The 20,199-nt window shown below is 34.0% G+C and carries 23 protein-coding genes; all 23 read right to left on the reverse strand.

The window, feature by feature from the left end:
• Positions 1-156: 156 nt before the first annotated feature.
• Complete coding sequence (locus AAGD29_RS07780) at positions 157-6,279, reverse strand: hypothetical protein (RefSeq protein WP_341757711.1); 6,123 nt, start codon at positions 6,277-6,279, stop codon at positions 157-159.
• A 101-nt stretch (positions 6,280-6,380) separates the two neighbouring features.
• Positions 6,381-7,421 (reverse strand): efflux RND transporter periplasmic adaptor subunit, encoded by a 1,041-nt coding sequence (locus tag AAGD29_RS07785; RefSeq protein ID WP_341757712.1) that lies wholly within the window; start codon positions 7,419-7,421, stop codon positions 6,381-6,383.
• Positions 7,422-8,028: 607 nt separating this feature from the next.
• Entirely contained in the window at positions 8,029-8,838 is an 810-nt protein-coding gene (locus AAGD29_RS07790; protein ID WP_341757713.1) for a glycosyltransferase family 2 protein, read from the reverse strand.
• 792 nt (positions 8,839-9,630) lie between these two features.
• Positions 9,631-9,894, reverse strand: coding sequence for a 30S ribosomal protein S20 (rpsT, locus tag AAGD29_RS07795; protein ID WP_341748197.1), 264 nt, complete (start codon positions 9,892-9,894; stop codon positions 9,631-9,633).
• Between the two features lie 30 nt (positions 9,895-9,924).
• The gene (gene rplQ / locus AAGD29_RS07800) at positions 9,925-10,338 is read right to left on the reverse strand and encodes a 50S ribosomal protein L17 (protein ID WP_341757714.1); all 414 of its coding nucleotides are present in this window, start codon (positions 10,336-10,338) and stop codon (positions 9,925-9,927) included.
• Between the two features lie 14 nt (positions 10,339-10,352).
• On the reverse strand, positions 10,353-11,372 hold the full coding sequence (locus AAGD29_RS07805; RefSeq protein WP_341754659.1) for a DNA-directed RNA polymerase subunit alpha: 1,020 nt from the start codon (positions 11,370-11,372) through the stop codon (positions 10,353-10,355).
• A 15-nt stretch (positions 11,373-11,387) separates the two neighbouring features.
• Complete coding sequence (rpsK, locus tag AAGD29_RS07810) at positions 11,388-11,780, reverse strand: 30S ribosomal protein S11 (protein WP_410521146.1); 393 nt, start codon at positions 11,778-11,780, stop codon at positions 11,388-11,390.
• A 9-nt stretch (positions 11,781-11,789) separates the two neighbouring features.
• A complete protein-coding gene (gene rpsM / locus AAGD29_RS07815; RefSeq protein WP_341754660.1) occupies positions 11,790-12,167 on the reverse strand; it encodes a 30S ribosomal protein S13 in 378 nt (125 codons plus the stop codon).
• Positions 12,168-12,228: 61 nt separating this feature from the next.
• Positions 12,229-12,867, reverse strand: a complete 639-nt coding sequence (locus AAGD29_RS07820; RefSeq protein ID WP_341758777.1) for an adenylate kinase — start codon at positions 12,865-12,867, stop codon at positions 12,229-12,231.
• A gap of 245 nt (positions 12,868-13,112) precedes the next feature.
• Positions 13,113-14,414 (reverse strand): preprotein translocase subunit SecY, encoded by a 1,302-nt coding sequence (gene secY, locus AAGD29_RS07825; protein ID WP_341757715.1) that lies wholly within the window; start codon positions 14,412-14,414, stop codon positions 13,113-13,115.
• 3 nt (positions 14,415-14,417) lie between these two features.
• Positions 14,418-14,873, reverse strand: a complete 456-nt coding sequence (gene rplO / locus AAGD29_RS07830; RefSeq protein WP_341757716.1) for a 50S ribosomal protein L15 — start codon at positions 14,871-14,873, stop codon at positions 14,418-14,420.
• 10 nt (positions 14,874-14,883) lie between these two features.
• The gene (gene rpmD, locus AAGD29_RS07835) at positions 14,884-15,093 is read right to left on the reverse strand and encodes a 50S ribosomal protein L30 (RefSeq protein ID WP_341754664.1); all 210 of its coding nucleotides are present in this window, start codon (positions 15,091-15,093) and stop codon (positions 14,884-14,886) included.
• A gap of 408 nt (positions 15,094-15,501) precedes the next feature.
• On the reverse strand, positions 15,502-16,056 hold the full coding sequence (rpsE, locus tag AAGD29_RS07840) for a 30S ribosomal protein S5 (RefSeq protein WP_341757717.1): 555 nt from the start codon (positions 16,054-16,056) through the stop codon (positions 15,502-15,504).
• Positions 16,057-16,071: 15 nt separating this feature from the next.
• Complete coding sequence (gene rplR / locus AAGD29_RS07845) at positions 16,072-16,428, reverse strand: 50S ribosomal protein L18 (protein ID WP_341751354.1); 357 nt, start codon at positions 16,426-16,428, stop codon at positions 16,072-16,074.
• 16 nt (positions 16,429-16,444) lie between these two features.
• Positions 16,445-16,978, reverse strand: coding sequence for a 50S ribosomal protein L6 (gene rplF / locus AAGD29_RS07850; protein WP_341757718.1), 534 nt, complete (start codon positions 16,976-16,978; stop codon positions 16,445-16,447).
• Between the two features lie 10 nt (positions 16,979-16,988).
• Positions 16,989-17,387 (reverse strand): 30S ribosomal protein S8, encoded by a 399-nt coding sequence (rpsH, locus tag AAGD29_RS07855; RefSeq protein ID WP_341757719.1) that lies wholly within the window; start codon positions 17,385-17,387, stop codon positions 16,989-16,991.
• A 274-nt stretch (positions 17,388-17,661) separates the two neighbouring features.
• Complete coding sequence (gene rpsN, locus AAGD29_RS07860; protein ID WP_341748185.1) at positions 17,662-17,967, reverse strand: 30S ribosomal protein S14; 306 nt, start codon at positions 17,965-17,967, stop codon at positions 17,662-17,664.
• 18 nt (positions 17,968-17,985) lie between these two features.
• On the reverse strand, positions 17,986-18,525 hold the full coding sequence (rplE, locus tag AAGD29_RS07865; protein ID WP_375359106.1) for a 50S ribosomal protein L5: 540 nt from the start codon (positions 18,523-18,525) through the stop codon (positions 17,986-17,988).
• 2 nt (positions 18,526-18,527) lie between these two features.
• A complete protein-coding gene (gene rplX, locus AAGD29_RS07870) occupies positions 18,528-18,860 on the reverse strand; it encodes a 50S ribosomal protein L24 (protein ID WP_341754669.1) in 333 nt (110 codons plus the stop codon).
• Positions 18,860-19,228 carry a 50S ribosomal protein L14 gene (gene rplN / locus AAGD29_RS07875; RefSeq protein WP_341748182.1) on the reverse strand — a complete coding sequence of 123 codons (369 nt, stop codon included), beginning with the start codon at positions 19,226-19,228 and terminating at the stop codon, positions 18,860-18,862. The genes rplX and rplN overlap by 1 nt, the downstream gene beginning before the upstream one ends.
• A gap of 102 nt (positions 19,229-19,330) precedes the next feature.
• A complete protein-coding gene (gene rpsQ / locus AAGD29_RS07880) occupies positions 19,331-19,576 on the reverse strand; it encodes a 30S ribosomal protein S17 (RefSeq protein ID WP_341757720.1) in 246 nt (81 codons plus the stop codon).
• A gap of 4 nt (positions 19,577-19,580) precedes the next feature.
• Positions 19,581-19,793, reverse strand: coding sequence for a 50S ribosomal protein L29 (gene rpmC / locus AAGD29_RS07885; RefSeq protein ID WP_341757721.1), 213 nt, complete (start codon positions 19,791-19,793; stop codon positions 19,581-19,583).
• Positions 19,786-20,196 (reverse strand): 50S ribosomal protein L16, encoded by a 411-nt coding sequence (rplP, locus tag AAGD29_RS07890; protein ID WP_341757722.1) that lies wholly within the window; start codon positions 20,194-20,196, stop codon positions 19,786-19,788. The genes rpmC and rplP overlap by 8 nt, the downstream gene beginning before the upstream one ends.
• Between the last annotated feature and the right edge of the window lie 3 nt (positions 20,197-20,199).

The following is a 20,199-nucleotide window of genomic DNA, read 5'->3' on the forward strand; positions in this document are numbered from 1 at the left end:
GCGAGGAGCCACTTTGTGGCGACGAAGCAATCTAATGAATGTGGATTGCCACGACCACTACGTGGTCTCGCAATGACGTCTTGTACTTTTCTGCAATTTTTAAATGCTATACGTAAGGTGAATAACTCAATAAAAACTTGATTATCGAGTTTCATATTAATTCCTCATATAACTCGACGGTCCTATTTGCCTCGATAGGGAGTGCGGGATGTTGGGTTGCGGTTTGACATTGTTTATTCTAGTTGCATCTGGGGTTCTAGTTGTAGTTGCTGATTTTCGCATGGTATTTGGCAGCTTGGTATTGTCATTTACAGCTGGAGTTACTTTTACCATCGCTGGATCGATTACCTTAGGCAGCTTTGAGGGTACAAGTTGTGGAATATTCTGTTCTCTTAATACGTTCTTAGCCCCTGTTTCTACTATTTTTACTGGACTAGCTACCTCAGTTGGGGGTTCTTTTTGGATTACAACTGAAGTTTTGTTGCTCTGTTGTTTTAGTCGGTTAGTTGCAGCAACTTTCTCATTTAATGGATTAGGAGATTGTGTTAAATCACCTACACTACCTATACTACTTACACTAGATCTAGTAATTGAACGATTGCTTCTAGAAGTTACACTTATACTGTTATTATTACTATTCAATGGTGTACTGCTCCCCTGTACCTTTCTCATTTCATTTCGTACATTAGTTAAGCCTTGATTTGCTGTTTTTACTGACAAGGATTGATTCACTAAGTTTTTTTGAACTCTCATATTTGTTGTACGTACATCATTAACACCATTACTTATTTTCTCTTCTACTGTTTTGAATTGTTTAACAGCTGTAGCAAAGTCCTTTTCAGCATTTTCTATCGCCTTCTCTATATCATCCTTTTTTGTTTTTAACGTTCTCTTAGCTGTAGCAAAGTACTTTTCAGCATTTTCTATCGCCTTCTCTGTATCATCCTTTTTTGTTTTTAACGTTCTCTTAGCTGTAGCAAAGTCCTTTTCAGCATTTTCTATCACCTTCTCTGTATCATCCTTTTTTGTTTTTAACGTTCTCTTAGCTGTAGCAAAGTACTTTTCAGCATTTTCTATCGCCTTCTCTGTATCATCTTTTTTTGTTTTTAACGTTCTTTTAGCTGTAACAAAGTCCTTTTCAGCATTTTCTATCGCCTTCTCTGTATCATCCTTTTTTGTTTTGAACGTTCTCTGAGCTGTAGCAAAGTCCTTTTCAGCATTTTCTATCGCCTTCTCTATGTCATCCTTTTTTGTTTTTAACGTTCTCTGAGCTGTAGCCAAGTTCTTCTCAGCATTTTCTATCGCCTTCTCTGTATCATCCTTTTTTGTTTTTAACGTTCTCTGAGCTGTAGCAAAGTCCTCTTCAGCATTTTCTATCACCTTCTCTATGTCATCCTTTTTTGTTTTGAATACTCTCTTAGCTGTAGCAATACCACTATCATTCCCTTGTTGATTTAGACGGTCTTGCTCTAATTTGAATTGTTTATAAAGTTCACCAAGTTCCTTTTCAGCATTTTCTATCGTTTTCTCTGTATCATCCTTTTTTGTTTTGAACGTTCTCTTAGCTGTAACAAAGTCCTTTTCAGCATTTTCTATCGCCTTCTCTATATCATCCTTTTTTGTTTTTAACGTTCTCTTAGCTGTAGCAAAGTACTTTTCAGCATTTTCTATCGCCTTCTCTGTATCATCCTTTTTTGTTTTTAACGTTCTCTTAGCTGTAGCAAAGTCCTTTTCAGCATTTTCTATCGCCTTCTCTGTATCATCCTTTTTTGTTTTTAACGTTCTCTTAACTGTAGCAAAGTCCTGTTCAGCATTTTCTATCGTTTTCTCTGTATAATCCTTTTTTGTTTTTAACATTCTCTTAGCTGTAGCAAAGTCCTTTTCAGCATTTTCTATCGCCTTCTCTGTATCATCCTTTTTTGTTTTTAACGTTCTCTTAGCTGTAACAAAGTCCTTTTCAGCATTTTCTATCGCCTTCTCTGTATCATCCTTTTTTGTTTTGAACGTTCTCTTAGCTGTAGCAAAGTCCTTTTCAGCATTTTCTATCGCCTTCTCTATGTTATCCTTTTTTGTTTTTAACACTCTCTTAGCTGTAGCAATAGCCTTCTCTTTTTCTATCAATCTGTCCATATCCCTTTTACGCTTACTCGCATTCTGTTCTTTCTGCTTATTTATTTGCTCCTGCAATGCCTCCTTTGCTTGTCCAGTTGCCAGCTTACACTCATTATTAAGGTCTTCTATCTTATTATTTCTTTTCTCTTCTTTTTTTTCTAATGCTTCCACATATTTAGTATATTCATTATCAAGAGCTTTTATCTCCTTGTTGATTAATTCCTCTTCTTGTTCTAAAATTTCCTCTTTCTTAGCATATTCATCCTCAAGATCTTTTATTTGCTTGTTTATTTCCCCTCCTTCTTTTTCTAAAACTACCAGATTCTTAGCATGCTCATGATCAAGAACCTTTCTCTCATTGTTTAGTGTATCATCTTTAGCAGCTGCTAACTTTTCTTCCAACTGATTCTTATATTGTGCCAATTCTTCTATCGCATCTTGAGCCCTTTGTTTTTCCAATTTGTTAGCTTCAAGCATTTGAGCAAACTCAACTAACTTAGCTTGTGCATCATCATTTTGTTGAGTCAAAGCAAGTACTTGTTGTTGTAATTTTTCATTAGCATCCGCTAATTCCTTGTCCCTCTCTGCTATCGTAGCTGCGTGCTTCATAGTCACTCCATCCAATACATCTCTTTCTTTAGTCAAAGCCTCTATCTGTTGTTGTGATTTTTCATTAACTTCTGCTAACTTCTCCACCGCTACCTTATTCTCTTGCTCTAATCTTTGTTTATCTAATGCGTGATTTCTAAGCACTTCCTCTAACTTAGCCTGTACAGCATCTTTTTCGTTACTAGCATCTACTAAGTTCTTTTCCAACTGCTTATTACCATCCTCTAAGGCTGTCATCTCTTTTTGTAGATTATCACTTTCTTCCTTAAATTTGGTCTTCTCTATTTCTAATGCTTTCTGAACTGACTCTAATGCCTGTTGCTTATTTGTTATCTCAGCCTGTGCTAACCTTTCTGATTCTTCTGCTTTATCAAATTTAGCCTGAATAGCATCTTTTTCATTATTAGCAACTTTTAAACTATTCTCCAACTTCTCCTTAGCTTTAGCCACTTCATCTTTTTGTTTCATCAAAGTTATAATTTTTTCTTCTTTTTCTTCCTGAGCTTTAGTCACAGCTTCAATCTTTTCTTCATGGGCTTTAACCAATTGCTCTTTTTCTTTAACCAAATTTGCTATTTCTTGCTCATTTGCCTGTTTTTCTTTAGCCAAAGTTGCATTCAAATCCTCAATTTGTGTTTCATGAGCTTTAACCTCTCCATCCAACTTAGCATGTAGTGACTTTAACTCTGCCACTGATTGGTTTTGAGCTTCCTGCAACTCTCGTGCATTATTTCTAACCTCTGCTAAGCTCTCCTCCAACTGCTTCTTATCTTCCTCTAAGGCTATCATCTTTTCTTGTAGATTCCTACTTTCTTCCTCAAATTTGTTCTTATCTTTCGCTAATTTTTGCTGAGCTTCTTCATACTCACCTTCTACCTTTCTGAATTCTTCATCCTTTACCTGTTTTTCTTTAGTCATATCTGTTAGAGCTTTAACCGTCTCATCTTGTTTTGCATTCAAATCTGTTATTTTTTGCTCTTTTTCTGCTAGAGTTTGATTCAAATCTGTAACTTTCTGCTGTTGGGCTTCCAACTCTTTAGCTACAGCATCTTTTTCTGCATTCAAACCAGCAATTTGTTTTTTATGATCTTCAACCGCTGTAGCTAACTTATCTTGTACCTTTTGTAATTCCGCATTTTGCTCCTGTTTCTCTTTAGTTAAAGCCGCCATTTGTGCTGCAAATTCCTGCTCTTTTGCTTTCTGAGTTTTAACCTCTCCGTCTAACTGAGCCTGTAACGCTTTTAATTCTACATAGTTTGCCTGTTTTTCTTTAAGCAAATCTGCATTCAAATCTGCTATTTGTTTTTCATGATCTTTAATTGCCTGCTCGTTTGCTTTAGTCAAATCCTCAATTTGTGTTTTATATTCTTGCTCTTTTACTTGCTGAGCCTCAGTCAAAGCTACAATTCTTTCATCCAACTGCTTTTTATTTGCTTCAAATTCTTTCTGAGCTTCCGTCAAAGCTGTTAACTCTTGTGCTGCCTTCTCTTTTGCTACTTTAATTTCTTGCTCTCTTGCTTCATGAGCTTTAACCTCTTCATCTAATTTATCCTTTATCTTCCTTGACTCCACAACTTCTTGCTCTTTTACTTTAACTAGAGCAGCTTGCTTTTCCTGAGCTGCAGTCAAAGCTGCAAGTTGTTCTTGCTGAATTTCTAAATCTTTAACCACCTTCTCGTTTGTTTTAGTCAAAGCTTCTGCATTTTTTTCAGCAACTGCTAAGTTCTTTTCCAACTTATCCTTATCCTGAACTAACTTTTTACTTGCTTCTTCAAATTTGCTCTTTTCTGCTGCTAATTCGTTCTTAAACAATTCTAATGCCTGTTGATTCTTTGCTATTTCAGCTATCGCATCTTTGTAAGCTTGCTCCGATGCAGCAAACTTATCCTGTACATCCTTTGCTTGTTGAGTCGAAGCTGCTATTGCATCATCACGAGCTTTAACCATTACATCCAATTCATCTTTTTGTTTCATCAAAGTTGCTATATCATTTTCTGCCTTTGCAAACTTCTCCACCGCTAACTCATTCTCTTTCTCTAAGTTTTGTTTGTCTAATGCGTGAGCTGCTATCGTTTCATTCAACTTATCTTGTACCCTTTTTAATTCCACATCTTTTGCCTGTGTCTCTTTAGTCAAAGCTGTAACTACTTGCTCTTTTTCTACCAGCTCCTTAGCTTTCTTCTCTCTTTCTTGATCCAACACTACAATTCTTTCCTCCAACTGCTTCTTATCGTCCGCAAATTGTTTTTGAGCTAATACATGGTTATCTTGTGCCACTTTTAATGCTTCATTGTTTGCTTTAGTCAAATCTGCCATTTTTGCTTCTAGCTCTTTAATCGTTTTCTCTTTTTCTGCATTCAAAGCCGCTACGTTCTTTTCCAACTCTGTCTTACTTGCTTGTAACCGTTCATTTTCTTCCTTAAATTTGTTCTGCTCTTCTACTAATTCTTTCTGAACTCGCTCATACTCTTTTTTATCTTCAGCCAACTTAGCTTGTAAATCTGTATTCAACTTATTATATTCTAAATTTTTTGTTGCACTAAGTTTTGTCAGCTGATTTTGTGTATTTTTTTCTGTCTCTTCTAACTGAATCTTTAACTGTTTCTGAACTAGTGCGTTAGATTTAACCTCTTCAGCCAACTTAGCCTGCTCTGCTAATGCATCATTTTTTGCCTGTTTTTCTTGAGCCAAAGCTGCAGTCAAATCTGCAACTTCTTGCTCTTTTGGTTGTAAATCATCAAGCAATTTCTTTTGAGCCTCTACCCCCCCCTGTAAACCAGCCACATTTTTTTGAGCCTCTTGATTTTGCAGCTGATTTAATGAATTATCTTTTATCTCCTGTTGTTTAGGCAATTGTGATTGTAGTTGCTCTAGTTCTTCAAATGCTAATTTTTTCTCCATATAAGCATTATTCAAATCATTTTCTCTGCTCTGCAACTCTAATAATTTTGCTTCAGCTTCTTCAATATCACTCTGTAATAGTTCAAATTTCAAAGTATTTTCACGTATTTCCAGCGGTTCACCATCTGAATCCAATTGGTTAATTTGACTATCCGATTGCTCATTATCACCTAATAATTCTTGTTGGTTCGAATTTCCAGTTATAATATCACTTTGTGATTGATTAGTTTTCTGCACAGAATCAGTAATATTTGGAACTTTTATAATATCAAGATTCTTGTCATCATTTACATATACTTTAGAATTAATTTTAGAACTTGCATTATCTTGAGTATTACGATTATTACTACCAATATACTGTTCTGGAGCAATATTATTACTACTATTAGTTCCTTGCCCAGTATTCGATGAAGAATTTGAATTATTTGAGGCATTACTACCATTAATGTTGTAAGACTCCTCCAGTTCTTGCTCTTTTTTCTTCAATTCTTCCTGAAGCTCAAGTTCCTTCCTCCTTTTGTCCTGTATAATACCTGCTTGAATTCTGTTTAATTGCTTAAGTTGAGCTGGGTTATCATCATTATTCTCACGAGCATTAACAGAACTACAAAATAGCAGTATTATAAAAAAATATAGTATTTGAATTTTTTTATTCATTTATATTTAGTCCTCCGACAATGAAAAAAAGTATTAATATATTGTAAATTATATTGAAATACCCTAGATTTATCAAGTTTCGATTCCGGTGCGTCAATAAGTTATGGCCTATTTTGTATTGTTGAGTGAGTTGTCTCATCTTCAATCAAAACCTTAGCTCCGTCATGCAATCCCTTCTTTCCTGAAATAACCACTTGGTCATTCGGTTTGATGCCATTAACTACCTCTACACTTTGGCTATCACTATCACCTATTTCAATCCTTACTTTTTTAGCTGTATTATTCTCAATAATATAGACATAGTAATAAGAGTCAAAAAAAATAGCTGAGTTTGGCAATTTTATCCGTTGCTTGTTACCATTGAAAATAACATTTACGTTAACAAATAAGCCCGGCATGATTGAATTATCATCATTTGGAATAAATGCTTCAATATAGACTGAGTGATTCTTATCTTGGGCAATTTCTGAAGTTTTAAAATCACTTAGTTTAAGGGCTAAGTTTAAAGCGGGAATATAGATATTGACATAGCTTCCTCCCGAACTTTTAAATTTTTGATAGTCACTTTCATCAAGACCAAACGCAACCTTGATAATATGAATATCATAAAGAACGACTATTTTATCCTTTTGTGTAACAAGCTCCCCAACAGTGACAAGTTTTCGTTCAACAATTCCACTTAATGGTACAACAACATAATGATTGGTTTTTTCATCAAGTAATGTATAATATTTTTGTTTAGCATCCAAGTATTCTATGTTATGGTTCACATACTCTGTATATCTAATGAGATTCTTATCCAATAACTGCTTCATCGCATTAGCTTTTTTCTCTTTAAGACGATACTCTTCATTTGCCAGTTCAATCAGATAGTCAATTTGCGTGGTATCTAATACCGCTAAAATATCACCTTTTTTAACATAGCTACCTATAGGCAAGTCAAGTTCTTTAATTCTTCCTGTTGTATTGACTTTAACTGCATGTGTTTCATAGGCTAAGGTTTTGCCTGTTGTAACCAATATATCATTTGTCTCCTCTGAATATTGAGCCTTAACCACTTCAACAGGAATTACGACAGCTTGATTGTCAACTTGCTGTGCTGGAACTTGTCTATTGACTACTTTTTTGATAGAAACTATCACTACAACAGTCACTACTGCAACAAATAATAGTCCATATATATAGGATCTTCGACTTATTAATATCTTACCTAGGGTCATTTGAACTTTACCAATATTTATTTTTGATTAGATTGCCGATAATCTCTTTAATCTATTCATTTTCAACCTCGATTATACTCAAATCATTTGAGTATATATTTCTTATAACAAAAAACCGTAGCAAACGGTTTTATTATTTCTAGTCATACATACAGTAAAATTTTATTTTGTGCAAGCAATTATTTTAAAATTTTTTAATTTTGTTTACAGAAAGTAGTAGTGTAGCTAACATGGAAATGTTTTAACCATAACTAGCGTATAGCCTTATATACATTATAGCTAACCTAGAAATGTTTGAGTCATAGTAATAGAATTGATGTTCCCCTTGCGAAAGCAAGGGTCTACAATCTATAAACAACCCCTCAGGACATTTTTTTAGATCCCGCACCGAAGCTGGTATGACATCGATAGTAGCTAAATCTATATTTATACCACCCACTGGTAGCGACTTTTAAACTGCCCTGTATTTATGTCTATATGCTGAGCTTGCTACTAAACTCCTTACAAAAATTGTAGACTATTATGTAATCTACGCTTCTATGTTGTTATCGTCTTTTTTATTATTTAACAACTCTCTTGCTTTAGCAAGTCTTATAAACCGTGCAAAAGCAAAAATCATAGAGTCAACAAAACCATCAAAACCAAATACACAATATCGTCTTATAAAAAATGATTTAAAAAAATAAACCATAGTTTCTGTAACAATTCTTGTTTTTGATGGACTCCTACCTAGTTTAACTAAATTTTCTGCTTGCTCGGAGGAATAGCAATTTGCTTTAGCTATCAGTTGTTCAATTGACGTGTCAAGCCTACGATAAATTATACCATTTAAATCATATATTTTGTTTTGTGAACTAATATTTAGATTAAATAACACCGAATCATGGGTAGTAATGTTATTATTATCAGAAAAACTACTATATTTACGATTATACAATCGGATGCATTTATTATAAGGAGCAAAGCAGCGAGTCTTATCATCATTACGGTGCAATGTGACAATTTTAGTGCGATAGGCTAAATAGTTATCTTGATTATTTGAAGCGAATATAAACTCTATTTCATCCTGTAATTCTTTTGACAATGCTTCATCAGCATCAATATTTAATATCCAATCATTCTGACATAAATTTTCACCAAAAGTTTTTTGTTTAACATATCCATTCCATTCGTTAGAAATGACTTTGGCTTCCAAATTTCTAGCAATTTGCACTGTATCATCGGTACTCCCACTATCAATAACAATAATCTCCTCCACAATGCCTTTAACACTATTGATAGCTCTTGCAACTCTAATAGCTGCATTTTTTGTGATAATAAAAGCGGAAATCTTTAGCATATACTACTCGTAAATGAAGAGTTGATAGACGATAGAATCAAAATTATAATAGTAGCAGGAGTCAAAGGGTCGAGGTGCTAGGCGTACATTTAGTACGTGGCTACCTACGATCCCTGAAGACGACAACGCAATTCTTGATTTTCATCAAGTATATCCCTCTCAACTAGGTCCTTGCATACATTTTCTATCTAGCTGTGAAGGTTTCATTCTTATGGTCTATCTGTTCGTTATTTTGGGAAAGCACCCACAAATTGAATAATTTCTTAGGAATTTCTGAGTAAAAAAGTAGCCACAAGCAGTACGTATATGTCCATGCATAGTACCCTACATTTTTCTATAATCGTCATCGCGAGGCATCTTTAGATGCCGTGGCGATCTAGATAAACAGCGAAGCTGTTTTTTCTAGTACGCTTCGCGTATCCTAGATTGCCGCGTCGCCGCTTTCAGCGACTCCTCGCTAATAGACGATCAGCAGCCATTTTAATAGTGGTTATATAAAAAATGTAGGGTACTATGATGTCCATGAGAAACGAAAGCAAATTTTGACAACAAAATTACCAAAAAGAATCAATTTGTGGACACTCCTTTTTGTTCTCGAATCCTCACTTATACTTACATACCTACTATTACCCACATCTTTTAAAAGTCGTATATTTGAACCTATTGACGTCATATATGACGTCCCACAAATCTCTAGAGATGTGGGTAATAGTAAGGCAGGGAATGACACCGAGGTATTAAACCGTTTTTCATCGAACTGAGACACAGAAGGCATACACAAGAAGCTAGAAGCTAATTCATATTTTTAATTTTTTGAGATAATCTACTGATTTTACGTGAGGCTGTATTTAATTTGATAATGTTTTTTGTTACGCCTTTCATTATTTCAGATTGTGCAACAGTCAAAGCTAATTTAGCTGATTCTTTTGAGCCACTAATAACTTCTTGCAAAACTTTTTTTATGTATGTTTTAATTCTACTTGACCTATTCTTATTTATTAAAGTTTTTTTTATTGTTTGTCTTATTGCCTTTTTTGCTGATGAATGATTAGCCATATTGATTATTTTCCTACAGATTCATTAATTTTATTCTTCATGGTTATGGCTTTCTGCTTTTGGAAGTCCACAGCCTTTACTATTTACATCTCTATCAACGAACTCAATATAAGCTACTGATGCCATATCCCCATAACGAAAACCAGCCTTTATTATCCTAGTATAACCACCTGGACGTTCACTATATCTTTTGCCTAAAACACTAATAAGTTTTTCAGTAGCAACTTTATCTTTGATTTTAGCAAGCACCATTCTTCTAGTCGCTAAATCAGATTTTTTGGCCTTAGTTATCAACACTTCAATATATGGCCTAAGCTCTTTAGCCTTAGGTAAAGTTGTTTTTATTTGCTCATTCATCACAAGTGCCACAGCCATATTAGCAAACATCGCCTGTCTATGACTACTTGTTCTATTAAGCTTTCTACCCTTAATTTTATGTCGCATGTTATTACCTTTTATTAATATGGATCTTCATAACGCTTAGATAGCTCCTGAATATTTTCTGGAGGCCATCCTGGTATGTCCATACCAAATTTTAAACCAAAGCCTGATAATATATCCTTAATCTCATTAAGAGATTTTCTACCAAAGTTTTGAGTTCTAAGCATTTCTGCTTCTGTTTTGATAACAAGATCGCCTATATAAATTATATTATCATTTTTTAAACAATTCTGAGATCTAACAGATAATTCTAATTCCTCAACTTTCTTCAACAATGCTGGATTAAATGCTAATTCTTCTAACTTATCCTGTTTATCTTCTGTTTGTTCTTCAAACGTAATAAATAATTGTAACTGATCTTGCAGAATTCTAGCAGCAAGTGCTATAGACATCTCCGGAGTAATACTACCATTAGTTTCAACGGTCATAATTAGTTTATCATAATCTGTAACTTGACCAACACGTGTATTATCAACTTTATAGGTAACCTTTCTTACAGGACTGAATAACGCATCTATTGGGATTACGCCAATAGCTAATTCCGAACTAACACTGCTTGCAGCAGGAACATAACCTTTTCCCGTCTCACACACTAATTCCATTTCAAGCTGAACCCCTTTTGCCAAAGTACAAATCACATGATTAGGGGTTAGTATCTCCACATCATGCTCTGTTCCAATCATCCCAGCAGTTACAACGCAAGGACCAGTAGCCCTTAATCTGACAATCTTTCTTTCTGAAGAATGCATCTTAATGACCACAGACTTAAGATTCAAAACTACATCAACTAAATCTTCCTTAACCCCAGGTATAGCAGAAAATTCATGCACCACCCCTAGTATCTTTATTGATGTTATTGCAGCACCCTGAAGAGATGAAAGTAGAATTCTCCTCATAGCATTACCTATTGTTAAACCAAAGCCTCTCTCTAAAGGTTCAACCACAATTTTTACTATATTACTACTCTTATCAGGACTGTCATAAACTATCTTAGAAGGTTTTATCAATGCACTCCAGTTTTTATTTAATGATAACATTATTTACCTATGCCCCTATACTCTTCTTCTTTTTGGTGCTCTAACACCGTTATGTGCAACAGACGAAACATCCAAAACTGACGTAACTATAAAATTTTGACTAAATACCGCACGCATAGCTGATTCCCTTTGAGCCCCTGCACCTTGCACTCTAATTGAAACAGTTTTCAGACCGTGTTCTTTTGCAACTTCTGAGGCTTTATCAACAGTTATTTGAGCAGCATAAGGCGTAGCTTTTCTAGCCCCCTTAAAACCATGTGTACCTGCTGTTGAAAAAGCTATAGCATTACCTTGCACGTCTGTAAAAGTAACAATAGTATTATTAAAAGTTGTTTTTATATGAACAACACCAAGAGTAATATTTTTTCTTTTTTTCTTGACCTTAGTATTAGCAGCCTGACTCATCATTATACCATATTACTTTGTAACTTTTTTCTTACCGGCAATCGCAACAGCCTTACCTTTTCTTGTTCGAGCATTAGAATGAGTATTCTGACCTCGAACAGGCAACTTTCTTATATGTCTAAGACCTTGGTAACTCCTAATATCCTTTTTCTTTTTGATATTAAGATTCACTTCTCTTCTTAAATCACCTTCTACTTTATATTCTTTTTCAATAATATTACGTAAAATAATAAGCTCTTGATCTGTTAAGTCTTTGACCCTTTTACTTTCAGATATTCCAGTTTTTTGACAAATCTCTTCTGCAGCAGAAAAACCAAGCCCATAAATATATGTTAAGCTAACTACTAATCTTTTGTTTGCTGGAATATTAACACTCGCTATTCTTGCCACAAATAATCTCCAAAATTTCGATAATAACCAAAAGGGAATAATATAAAAATATCCCTTAAAGTCAAATCATTTTTAACACTTTATACAAAACAAGTTCTACTTCTTCTTTATCCTTATTTGCATCAACAACATAGAACTCACTATTATCTCTATAATAGTTAAGTAACGGATAAGTTTCTATTTTATATTCTTCTATTCTTTGCTTAATAGTCTGTTCATCATCATCTTGTCTGTGCATAAATTTATCTGATCCACAAACATCACAGATATTATCAATCTTAGGTTTAATGAAATAACTATTATAAATTTGTCCACAATTTTCACAATTAAACCTACCTAGAATCCTCTTGATAATCACTTGATCGTCTATGTCGAAAAACACAACTTTAATCTTTTGATTAGCAAACCTTCTTAGAAAATTAGCTTGCTCTAAATTACGAGGATAACCATCTAGAACATAACCGTTTTTATACACATCCTGAGTTAAAAACTCCTTAACTACATTATTCACCAATTTAGCAGGGGCAAGTTTTCCTTGTACCATATACTCTTTAATTAACAAACCATCCTTGTTATTAACCTTTACCATTTGCCTGAATATATCGCCAGTAGATACATGAGGTAAATTTAACTTTCTTGCCAATAACTGCCCTTGAGTTCCCTTCCCTGAACCAGGAGACCCTATAAGCACTATAATCATTTGAAACTCATCTTTAAACATAACATAATATACTCGGTGAACTTCAAGAATTGGCGTCGTCGTGTCAAATATCTGTGCTGCTCACGTACTAATGTACGCTCCGCTGCTCGACTTTGACACTCCTAGCTCTTCTTGAAGTTGACCTTCGTCTACCCAACTCTTGAAATCATAGCAGTATATATACCCTCCACTAAGTTAAAATGTATAATTTTTTGCTTTAAAGAATTGTTTTTTTATAATATCAGTTAGTTTTTTAACTTCATTTTTTTAATTAACCCCTCATACCTACTGCTAAATAAATGAGTTTGAATTTGTACAAATGTATCTAGAACAACATTAACAACAATTAAAAAACTTGTACCCCCTAAGGCAAAAGATACGGCATATTTATTCATTAACATTTCAGGAACTATACATATAAAACTAAGATATATACCACCTATTACAGTTAACCTAGTTAACAAATAATCAAAATATTCCGCAGTATTCTTACCAGGCCTTTTGCCAGGAATATATGCCCCATATTTTCTTAAATTATTTGCTGTTTCTTCTGAATTAAAAACTACTGCTGTATAAAAAAAACTAAAAAACATTATCAACGCAACATACAACAAAATATATAAAGGCTTTCCATGCCCTAGATGGAAAGTTAATAAACTCATAATTTCCGAATTATTGCTAGAAAAATTAGCTATTGTCACAGGAAACAATAAAATTGAACTAGCAAATATTGGCGGAATTACCCCAGAAGTATTAAGTTTAAGAGGCATATGAGTCGAATCACCACCATAAATTTTATTACCAACTTGTCTTTTTGGATATTGTACCAAAACTTTTCTTTGTGCCTTCTCAAAGAAAATTATTATAGCTATAATTACAATAACTCCTAAACAAATAGCCATAACTACTATCAGAGACAAACCACCACTTCTTGACAACTCAAACATGCTTATAATAGCACTTGGTACCCCCGACACTATACCTATAAATATAATTAAGGACGATCCATTGCCAATACCTCTACCAGTAATCTGTTCACCAAGCCACATTAAGAACATAGTACCTACAACTAAAGTGATAACGGTAGTAACCTTGAAAAAAAGTCCCGGTATAATAACTACTGGACCTACATTAGTCACAACATGTTCCAAACTTATTGCAACACCATATGCCTGAAAAGAAGCTAATAAAACAGTTAAATACCTAGATAATTGATTGATTTTCCTTTTACCAACCTCACCTTCTTTTTTTAAATTCTCCAAAGGCTTGTAGGCTATTGACATTAATTGAATGATAATTGAAGCAGTTATATATGGCATAATTGCTAAAGCAAAAATAGACATTCTACCTAGAGAACCCCCAGATAGCATATTAAACATACCAAGTATACCAGATTGATTTTGTTCAGCCACACTGCTTAACGCAACTGAATCAATACCCGCTATAGGAATAAATGACCCAAATCTACATACTATCAGAGCCAAAATAGTAAAAATAACCCTATTAGCTAAGTCTTTATTAGATTTTTGTGTGGAATTTAAACTCATAAATTACAATATTTGACCACCAACTTGTTCTATTAACTTCTTAGCAGAGCCAGAATAAGCATCTAATTGAAATGATAAGGGACTATTAAATTCACCACTGCTAACAGATAGTAACTTAACCAATAAGTTAGTATTCTTAATTAATCCGACTTCAACTAATTTCTCTTTTGTTACAATTTCTGTTGAGTTTAAACGATTTTCTGCTATTAAAAATTCTATATCAGCAATATTTACTACACTATATTTCTTAGAACTAGGACAGCTAAAGCCTCTCTTTGGCAATCTTTTAATTATAGGCATCTGCCCCCCTTCAAAACCTTTGATAGCTACACCCGATCTAGATTTCTGCCCCTTAACGCCTCTGCCACATGTTTTACCTTTACCACTGCCAATACCGCGACCTACTCTTTTTTTATCTCTCTTGGCACCAAAATTGTTAGATAACTCATTTAATTTCATTTTCTAAACTCTAATTTATATTTTCTACTTTTAACAAATGTTGTACCTTCTTGATCATTCCTCTAACAGAGTTCGTATCTTTCAAAATAACAGATTTATGCATTTTATTCAGACCTAAACCTACCAAGGTTTTTTCCTGATCATATTTACGACCTATACTACTACCAATTTGGGTAACTTTAACCTTTGCCTCATTTACTTTTTCTTGATCACTACTCATAAATTCCTACAACCCAATTATTACTTTACTTTAATATAAAGACTCACTATAGCCTATTGCTTCAAAGCCCCATTCACGTGTATACTCTTCTGCTTTAAAGAATTGTTTTTTGAAAATATCAGGAACTCGCGTACTCATATACTAAATGTACACTCCGCTTACTCGCCCCTCATTTTCAAATCCAATTCGTAGGATCATTCGAGTATACATAAGTGTCAACTTAAACAATTTTGCTGTTATCCCAACACCTCCAATGTCATATATGTCATTCCCGCACTAGGTAAGCGGAATCTATAATACATAACAACCTTTTCTAGGCTATTTCTTTAGATTTCGCACCGAAGCAGGAATGACACATCAAAACTTCTTGACATCCATGAGTCTACGCTGGAAAGGCTATTACACTACTTAAACTTGCACACTTGGTTCTGATATTATTTGTTGCCCTTTTGTAGATTTAGTTGACACCTCATTTATCCTTTTTCCTCTCCTTTCAGCAATATTCTTTGGAGAAGAAAGTTGAGATAACGCATCAAAAGTTGCAGCAATCATCGCATATACGTTACTAGAACCCAAAGATTTGGCAACAATATCATGCACTCCTAAAGAATCAAAAATTGCCCTCATAGCACCACCAGCGATAACACCAGTACCTGCCTTGGCTCTTCTTAAAATGACTTTAGCTGCTCCACTTTTACCAATGACATCATGATGAATAGTTCTATTTTGATAAAGAGGAATTCTAATCATATCTTTCCTTGCTTCTTGAGTAGCCTTAGCTCTAGCTTCTGTTACCTCTTTCGCTTTACCATGACCATAACCAACCTTACCAGCTTTATCACCAGCAACAATACAAGCAGAAAAAGAGAATTTTCTACCCCCCTTTACTACTTTAGTAACTCTGTTTACATCCACCAAAGTTTCTGTTAGTGCTTCACCCGTATTTTTTTTAGCTTTAGCCATTTCTTAAACCTAAAATTAAAATTTCATTTTCTTTCTTGCTGCATCAGCTAAAGCCTTAACAACACCATGATATTTATAACCACCCTTATCAAATACAACTTCTTGTACCCCTTTAAGCGATGCTCTTTCGCCTATTAAATCACCTACTTTCGTGGCTGTACCAATATTACAGTTGGATTTTTTTAACTGTCTAATTTCTTTATCTAAAGTCGAAGCAGATGCAATAGTTATTGACTGTTTGTCATCTATGACTTGTGCATATATGTGCTTTCCAGACTTAAAAATAGACAGTCTGAGTCTGTTTGATACCTTTGATATCTTAGACCTTACTCTAGCCTTTCTTATATCAAACTTTAACTTTGAACTACGCATATTTAACTCTTAAATTTTAATTTTTCTTACCTTCTTTCCTCTGAACATATTGACCTTTGCGTTTAATACCTTTACCTTTATATGGCTCAGGTGGCCTCTGCTTTATAATAATTGATATAAACTGACCTAATTTTTCTTTATCAACACTTTCCAATATAATCTGATTTTGTTTAGGAGCGGTAACTTTAATATTTTGAGGTATTTCTACTTTAGTATTATGACTTTTAGCAAGCATTAAGTTTAAATATTTATCCTTCACCAAAGCCTTATAACCAACACCGTTGACTTCAAGCTCTTCTGTAAAACCTTCTTTAACACCTTTTATCATACTATTTATTATACTTCGTGCCGTACCCCACATAGATCTAGCACTTTTAGTCTCTGCTAATGGTTTTACAAAAAGCTGATTATCTTGCAATAAAATTGCTATACTTCCTGCGAAAGTTTTTGTCAATTCTCCCTTGGGACCAATAACATTGACTTTCAACCCATCAAGTTCAACTTTCACCCCTTCAGGTACAGGGACTGGCAATTTTCCAATACGTGACATTATTTATACCTTAAAACACTTTACAAATTACTTCACCGCCAATTTTTTGGCTATGTGCTTCTCTATCTGATAAAACTCCTCTAGAAGTAGAAAGAATATAAATACCCATATTGTTATAATATCCTTTTAGTTTATCAATAGAAGAATAAATCCTCTTACCTGGTTTTGAAACTCTATTTATTTCACATATAGCAGGTTTGCCATTAACAGAATATTTTAGGTCTACTTCAATATGACTTATATTACCATCCTTGACAACTACATACTCTTTTATATAACCTTCTTTTTTTAAAACGTCCAAAATAGCACATTTTATTTTTGAGCACGGTAGAGATATACTCATCAATTTACTTTTTTGACCATTTCTAATTCTAGTCAACATATCCGCTATATTATCTGTCATTGACATACGATAAACCTACTATTTTAACCTCAATTCGATATAAAAATTAATAATTCTTATATCGAATTGGCTTTGTTATAAGGAAAAGTGTACTCTTGAAGCGACTGACACGAGTACATTTCAACTTTTTTTATCATTCAATAGGTGATGTTAATTATTAAAACCACCTATTGAATGGAATATTATATTTTAACAATCAGCTACTAAACCGCTTCAAACCTGATTGTTTCTACTTAACCCCTGAATTCAATATAACAAGTTATATCGAATTCAAGTTATTTTACCAACTTGCTTTAATCAAACCAGGAACTAATCCCTTACTACCAAGATCTCTCAGCTTATTTCGCGATAGACCAAATTTACTATACACTCCTCTTGGACGTCCAGTAAGCTCACACCGATTTCGAACTCTATTCATAGCTGAGTTTCTAGGTAACTTAGCTAAAACCATCACTAGCGAAAATCTTTCTTCCAAAGATAAAGTTTTATCGTAAATCTTGTCCTTTAATTTAGCACGCTTGTTATATAAACTTTGTGCCATCTTTCTTCTTCTATTATTCTTTTTTATAGAACTTACTTTAGCCATCTATTTTTCTTCTAAACATTAATTATAAAAAGGCAAATTAAAGCCAGAAAGTAATAATTTACCTTCTTCATTATTCATAGCACTTGTAACAATCGTGATATCCATACCACGAATTACATCTATCTTGTCGTAATTAATCTCTGGAAAAACAATCTGTTCTTTTATACCAAAAGTAAAATTACCTCTACCATCAAAACTTTTGCTTGAAAAACCTCTAAATTCTTTAATACGCGGCAGAGCAACGATTACTAATCTCTCTAGAAAATCATACATTCTATCTTTGCGCAGAGTAACTTTACAACCAACTTTCATACCTTCACGAAGCTTAAAAGTAGCAATAGACTTTTTGGCCTCAGTCACTAAAGGTTTTTGTCCTGAAATTAGAGTCAGATCATTGACAGCATTATTAATTATCTTAGAATCCGCAACCGTTTCACCAACCCCCATATTAACAACAATTTTTACAACTTTAGGCATTTGATGTTTATTCTTATACGCAAACTCCTTCTGTAAGTTTGGTACAATCTCTTTAGTGTATAAATCTTTAAACCTGAGCAACATTACTTACCTTCCTTACTACTGATAATTTCACCAGACTTCTTAGCTACTCTTACTTTAGAGCCATCTTCTAGAAATTTAAAAGCAACTTTTGTATGGTTACCTGTTTTAGGATCTATGTGAGCAACATTGGATATATGTATGGATAACTCCTTTGACACTATGCCACCTTCACTTGTTTTACTCGCCTTAACATGCTTGCGAACAATATTTATACCCGAAACAATAGCTCTATTTTGTTCAGGCAAAACCTTTAAGACCTTACCCTTTTTTCCCTTATTTTTTCCGGTGATAACAATAACTTCATCACCTTTCTTAATTTTTAGCTTAATCATTACAACACCTCTTCTGCAAGTGACATAATCTTAACGAATTTTTTTGCCCTTAATTCTCTAGTTACAGGACCGAAAACTCTCGTACCTATTGGTTCCCCTTGCTTATTTAAAAGTACTGCTGCATTGGAATCAAACTTAATTGTACTACCATCTGCCCTTCTAACACCCTTTTTTGTTCTAACAATTAGAGCCCTATGTACGTCACCTTTTTTTACTTTTCCGCTTGGTAAAGCTTCTTTTATAGATACCACAATGACATCCCCAAGATTTGCTATCATGTGATGTGAACCACCAAGCACTTTAATACACATAATTTTTTTAGCACCAGAGTTATCCGCAACATCTAAGATGCTCTGCATCTGAATCATAACTTACTTCCACTTGAGAATTTAATAATGCAACAAAATAAACAATCTAAACAACAAAGTCAAAGGATAAAACTCACCATTCTGTAACAACTAAACCTATTATTAGAGAGATACCTTTACATCCCCTAACACTACCCAAGACTTAGTCTTAGATATAGGGCGACTTTCAACTATACTAACCTTATCACCATCCTTATAAGTATTTTCTGGATCATGAGCAGCGTATTTTTTAGAGACTTTTACAATTTTTTTGTATATAGGATGCTTAAACCTACGTTCTACTTTAACTGTAATAGTCTTATCAGTTTTCGAACTTACAACAACGCCCTGTAGCACTCTTTTCGGCATTTCCCTATTCTCCAGTTTTTGATCTTATAGTTAACTCTGTATTAATACGAGCTATTGTTTTTTTTACAAAAGAAAACCTGCTAGTATTGTTTAATTCACCTAACGTTCTTTGGAATCTTAGATTAAAAAACTCTTTTTTAAACAAAATTCTCTTTTTGTGAAGCTCTTCCGTAGTCTGCCCAACCAATTCCTTTGCTGATACCCCTAAATTATTCATAACGCCTCACTATCTTTGTTCTTACAGGCAATTTTGCACTAGCAAGCTCAAGTGCTTTCGTCGCTACATCATCTGTAACCCCTTCCACTTCAAACATAATTCTTCCAGGTGATACTCTCACTGCAAAAAATTCAGTAGAGCCTTTTCCTTTACCCATCCTAACTTCCGCAGGCTTTTTTGACACAGGCAAATCAGGAAAAATTTTAATCCACAATCTCCCCTGCCTTTTCATACAACGAACTGCAGCCTTTCTTGCTGCCTCTATTTGTCTTGCGGTAACCCTTAAACCATCTAACGATTTCAAGCCAAAAGAACCGAAAGCTAGCATAGTACCAGCCTTTGCCTTTGAGGGAACTCTCCCCTTATGTGCTTTTCTAAATTTTTGTTTTTTCGGAGCTAACATTAT

Origin of the sequence: Candidatus Tisiphia endosymbiont of Ditula angustiorana (assembly GCF_964026425.1) — a bacterium.
GTDB lineage: Bacteria > Pseudomonadota > Alphaproteobacteria > Rickettsiales > Rickettsiaceae > Tisiphia.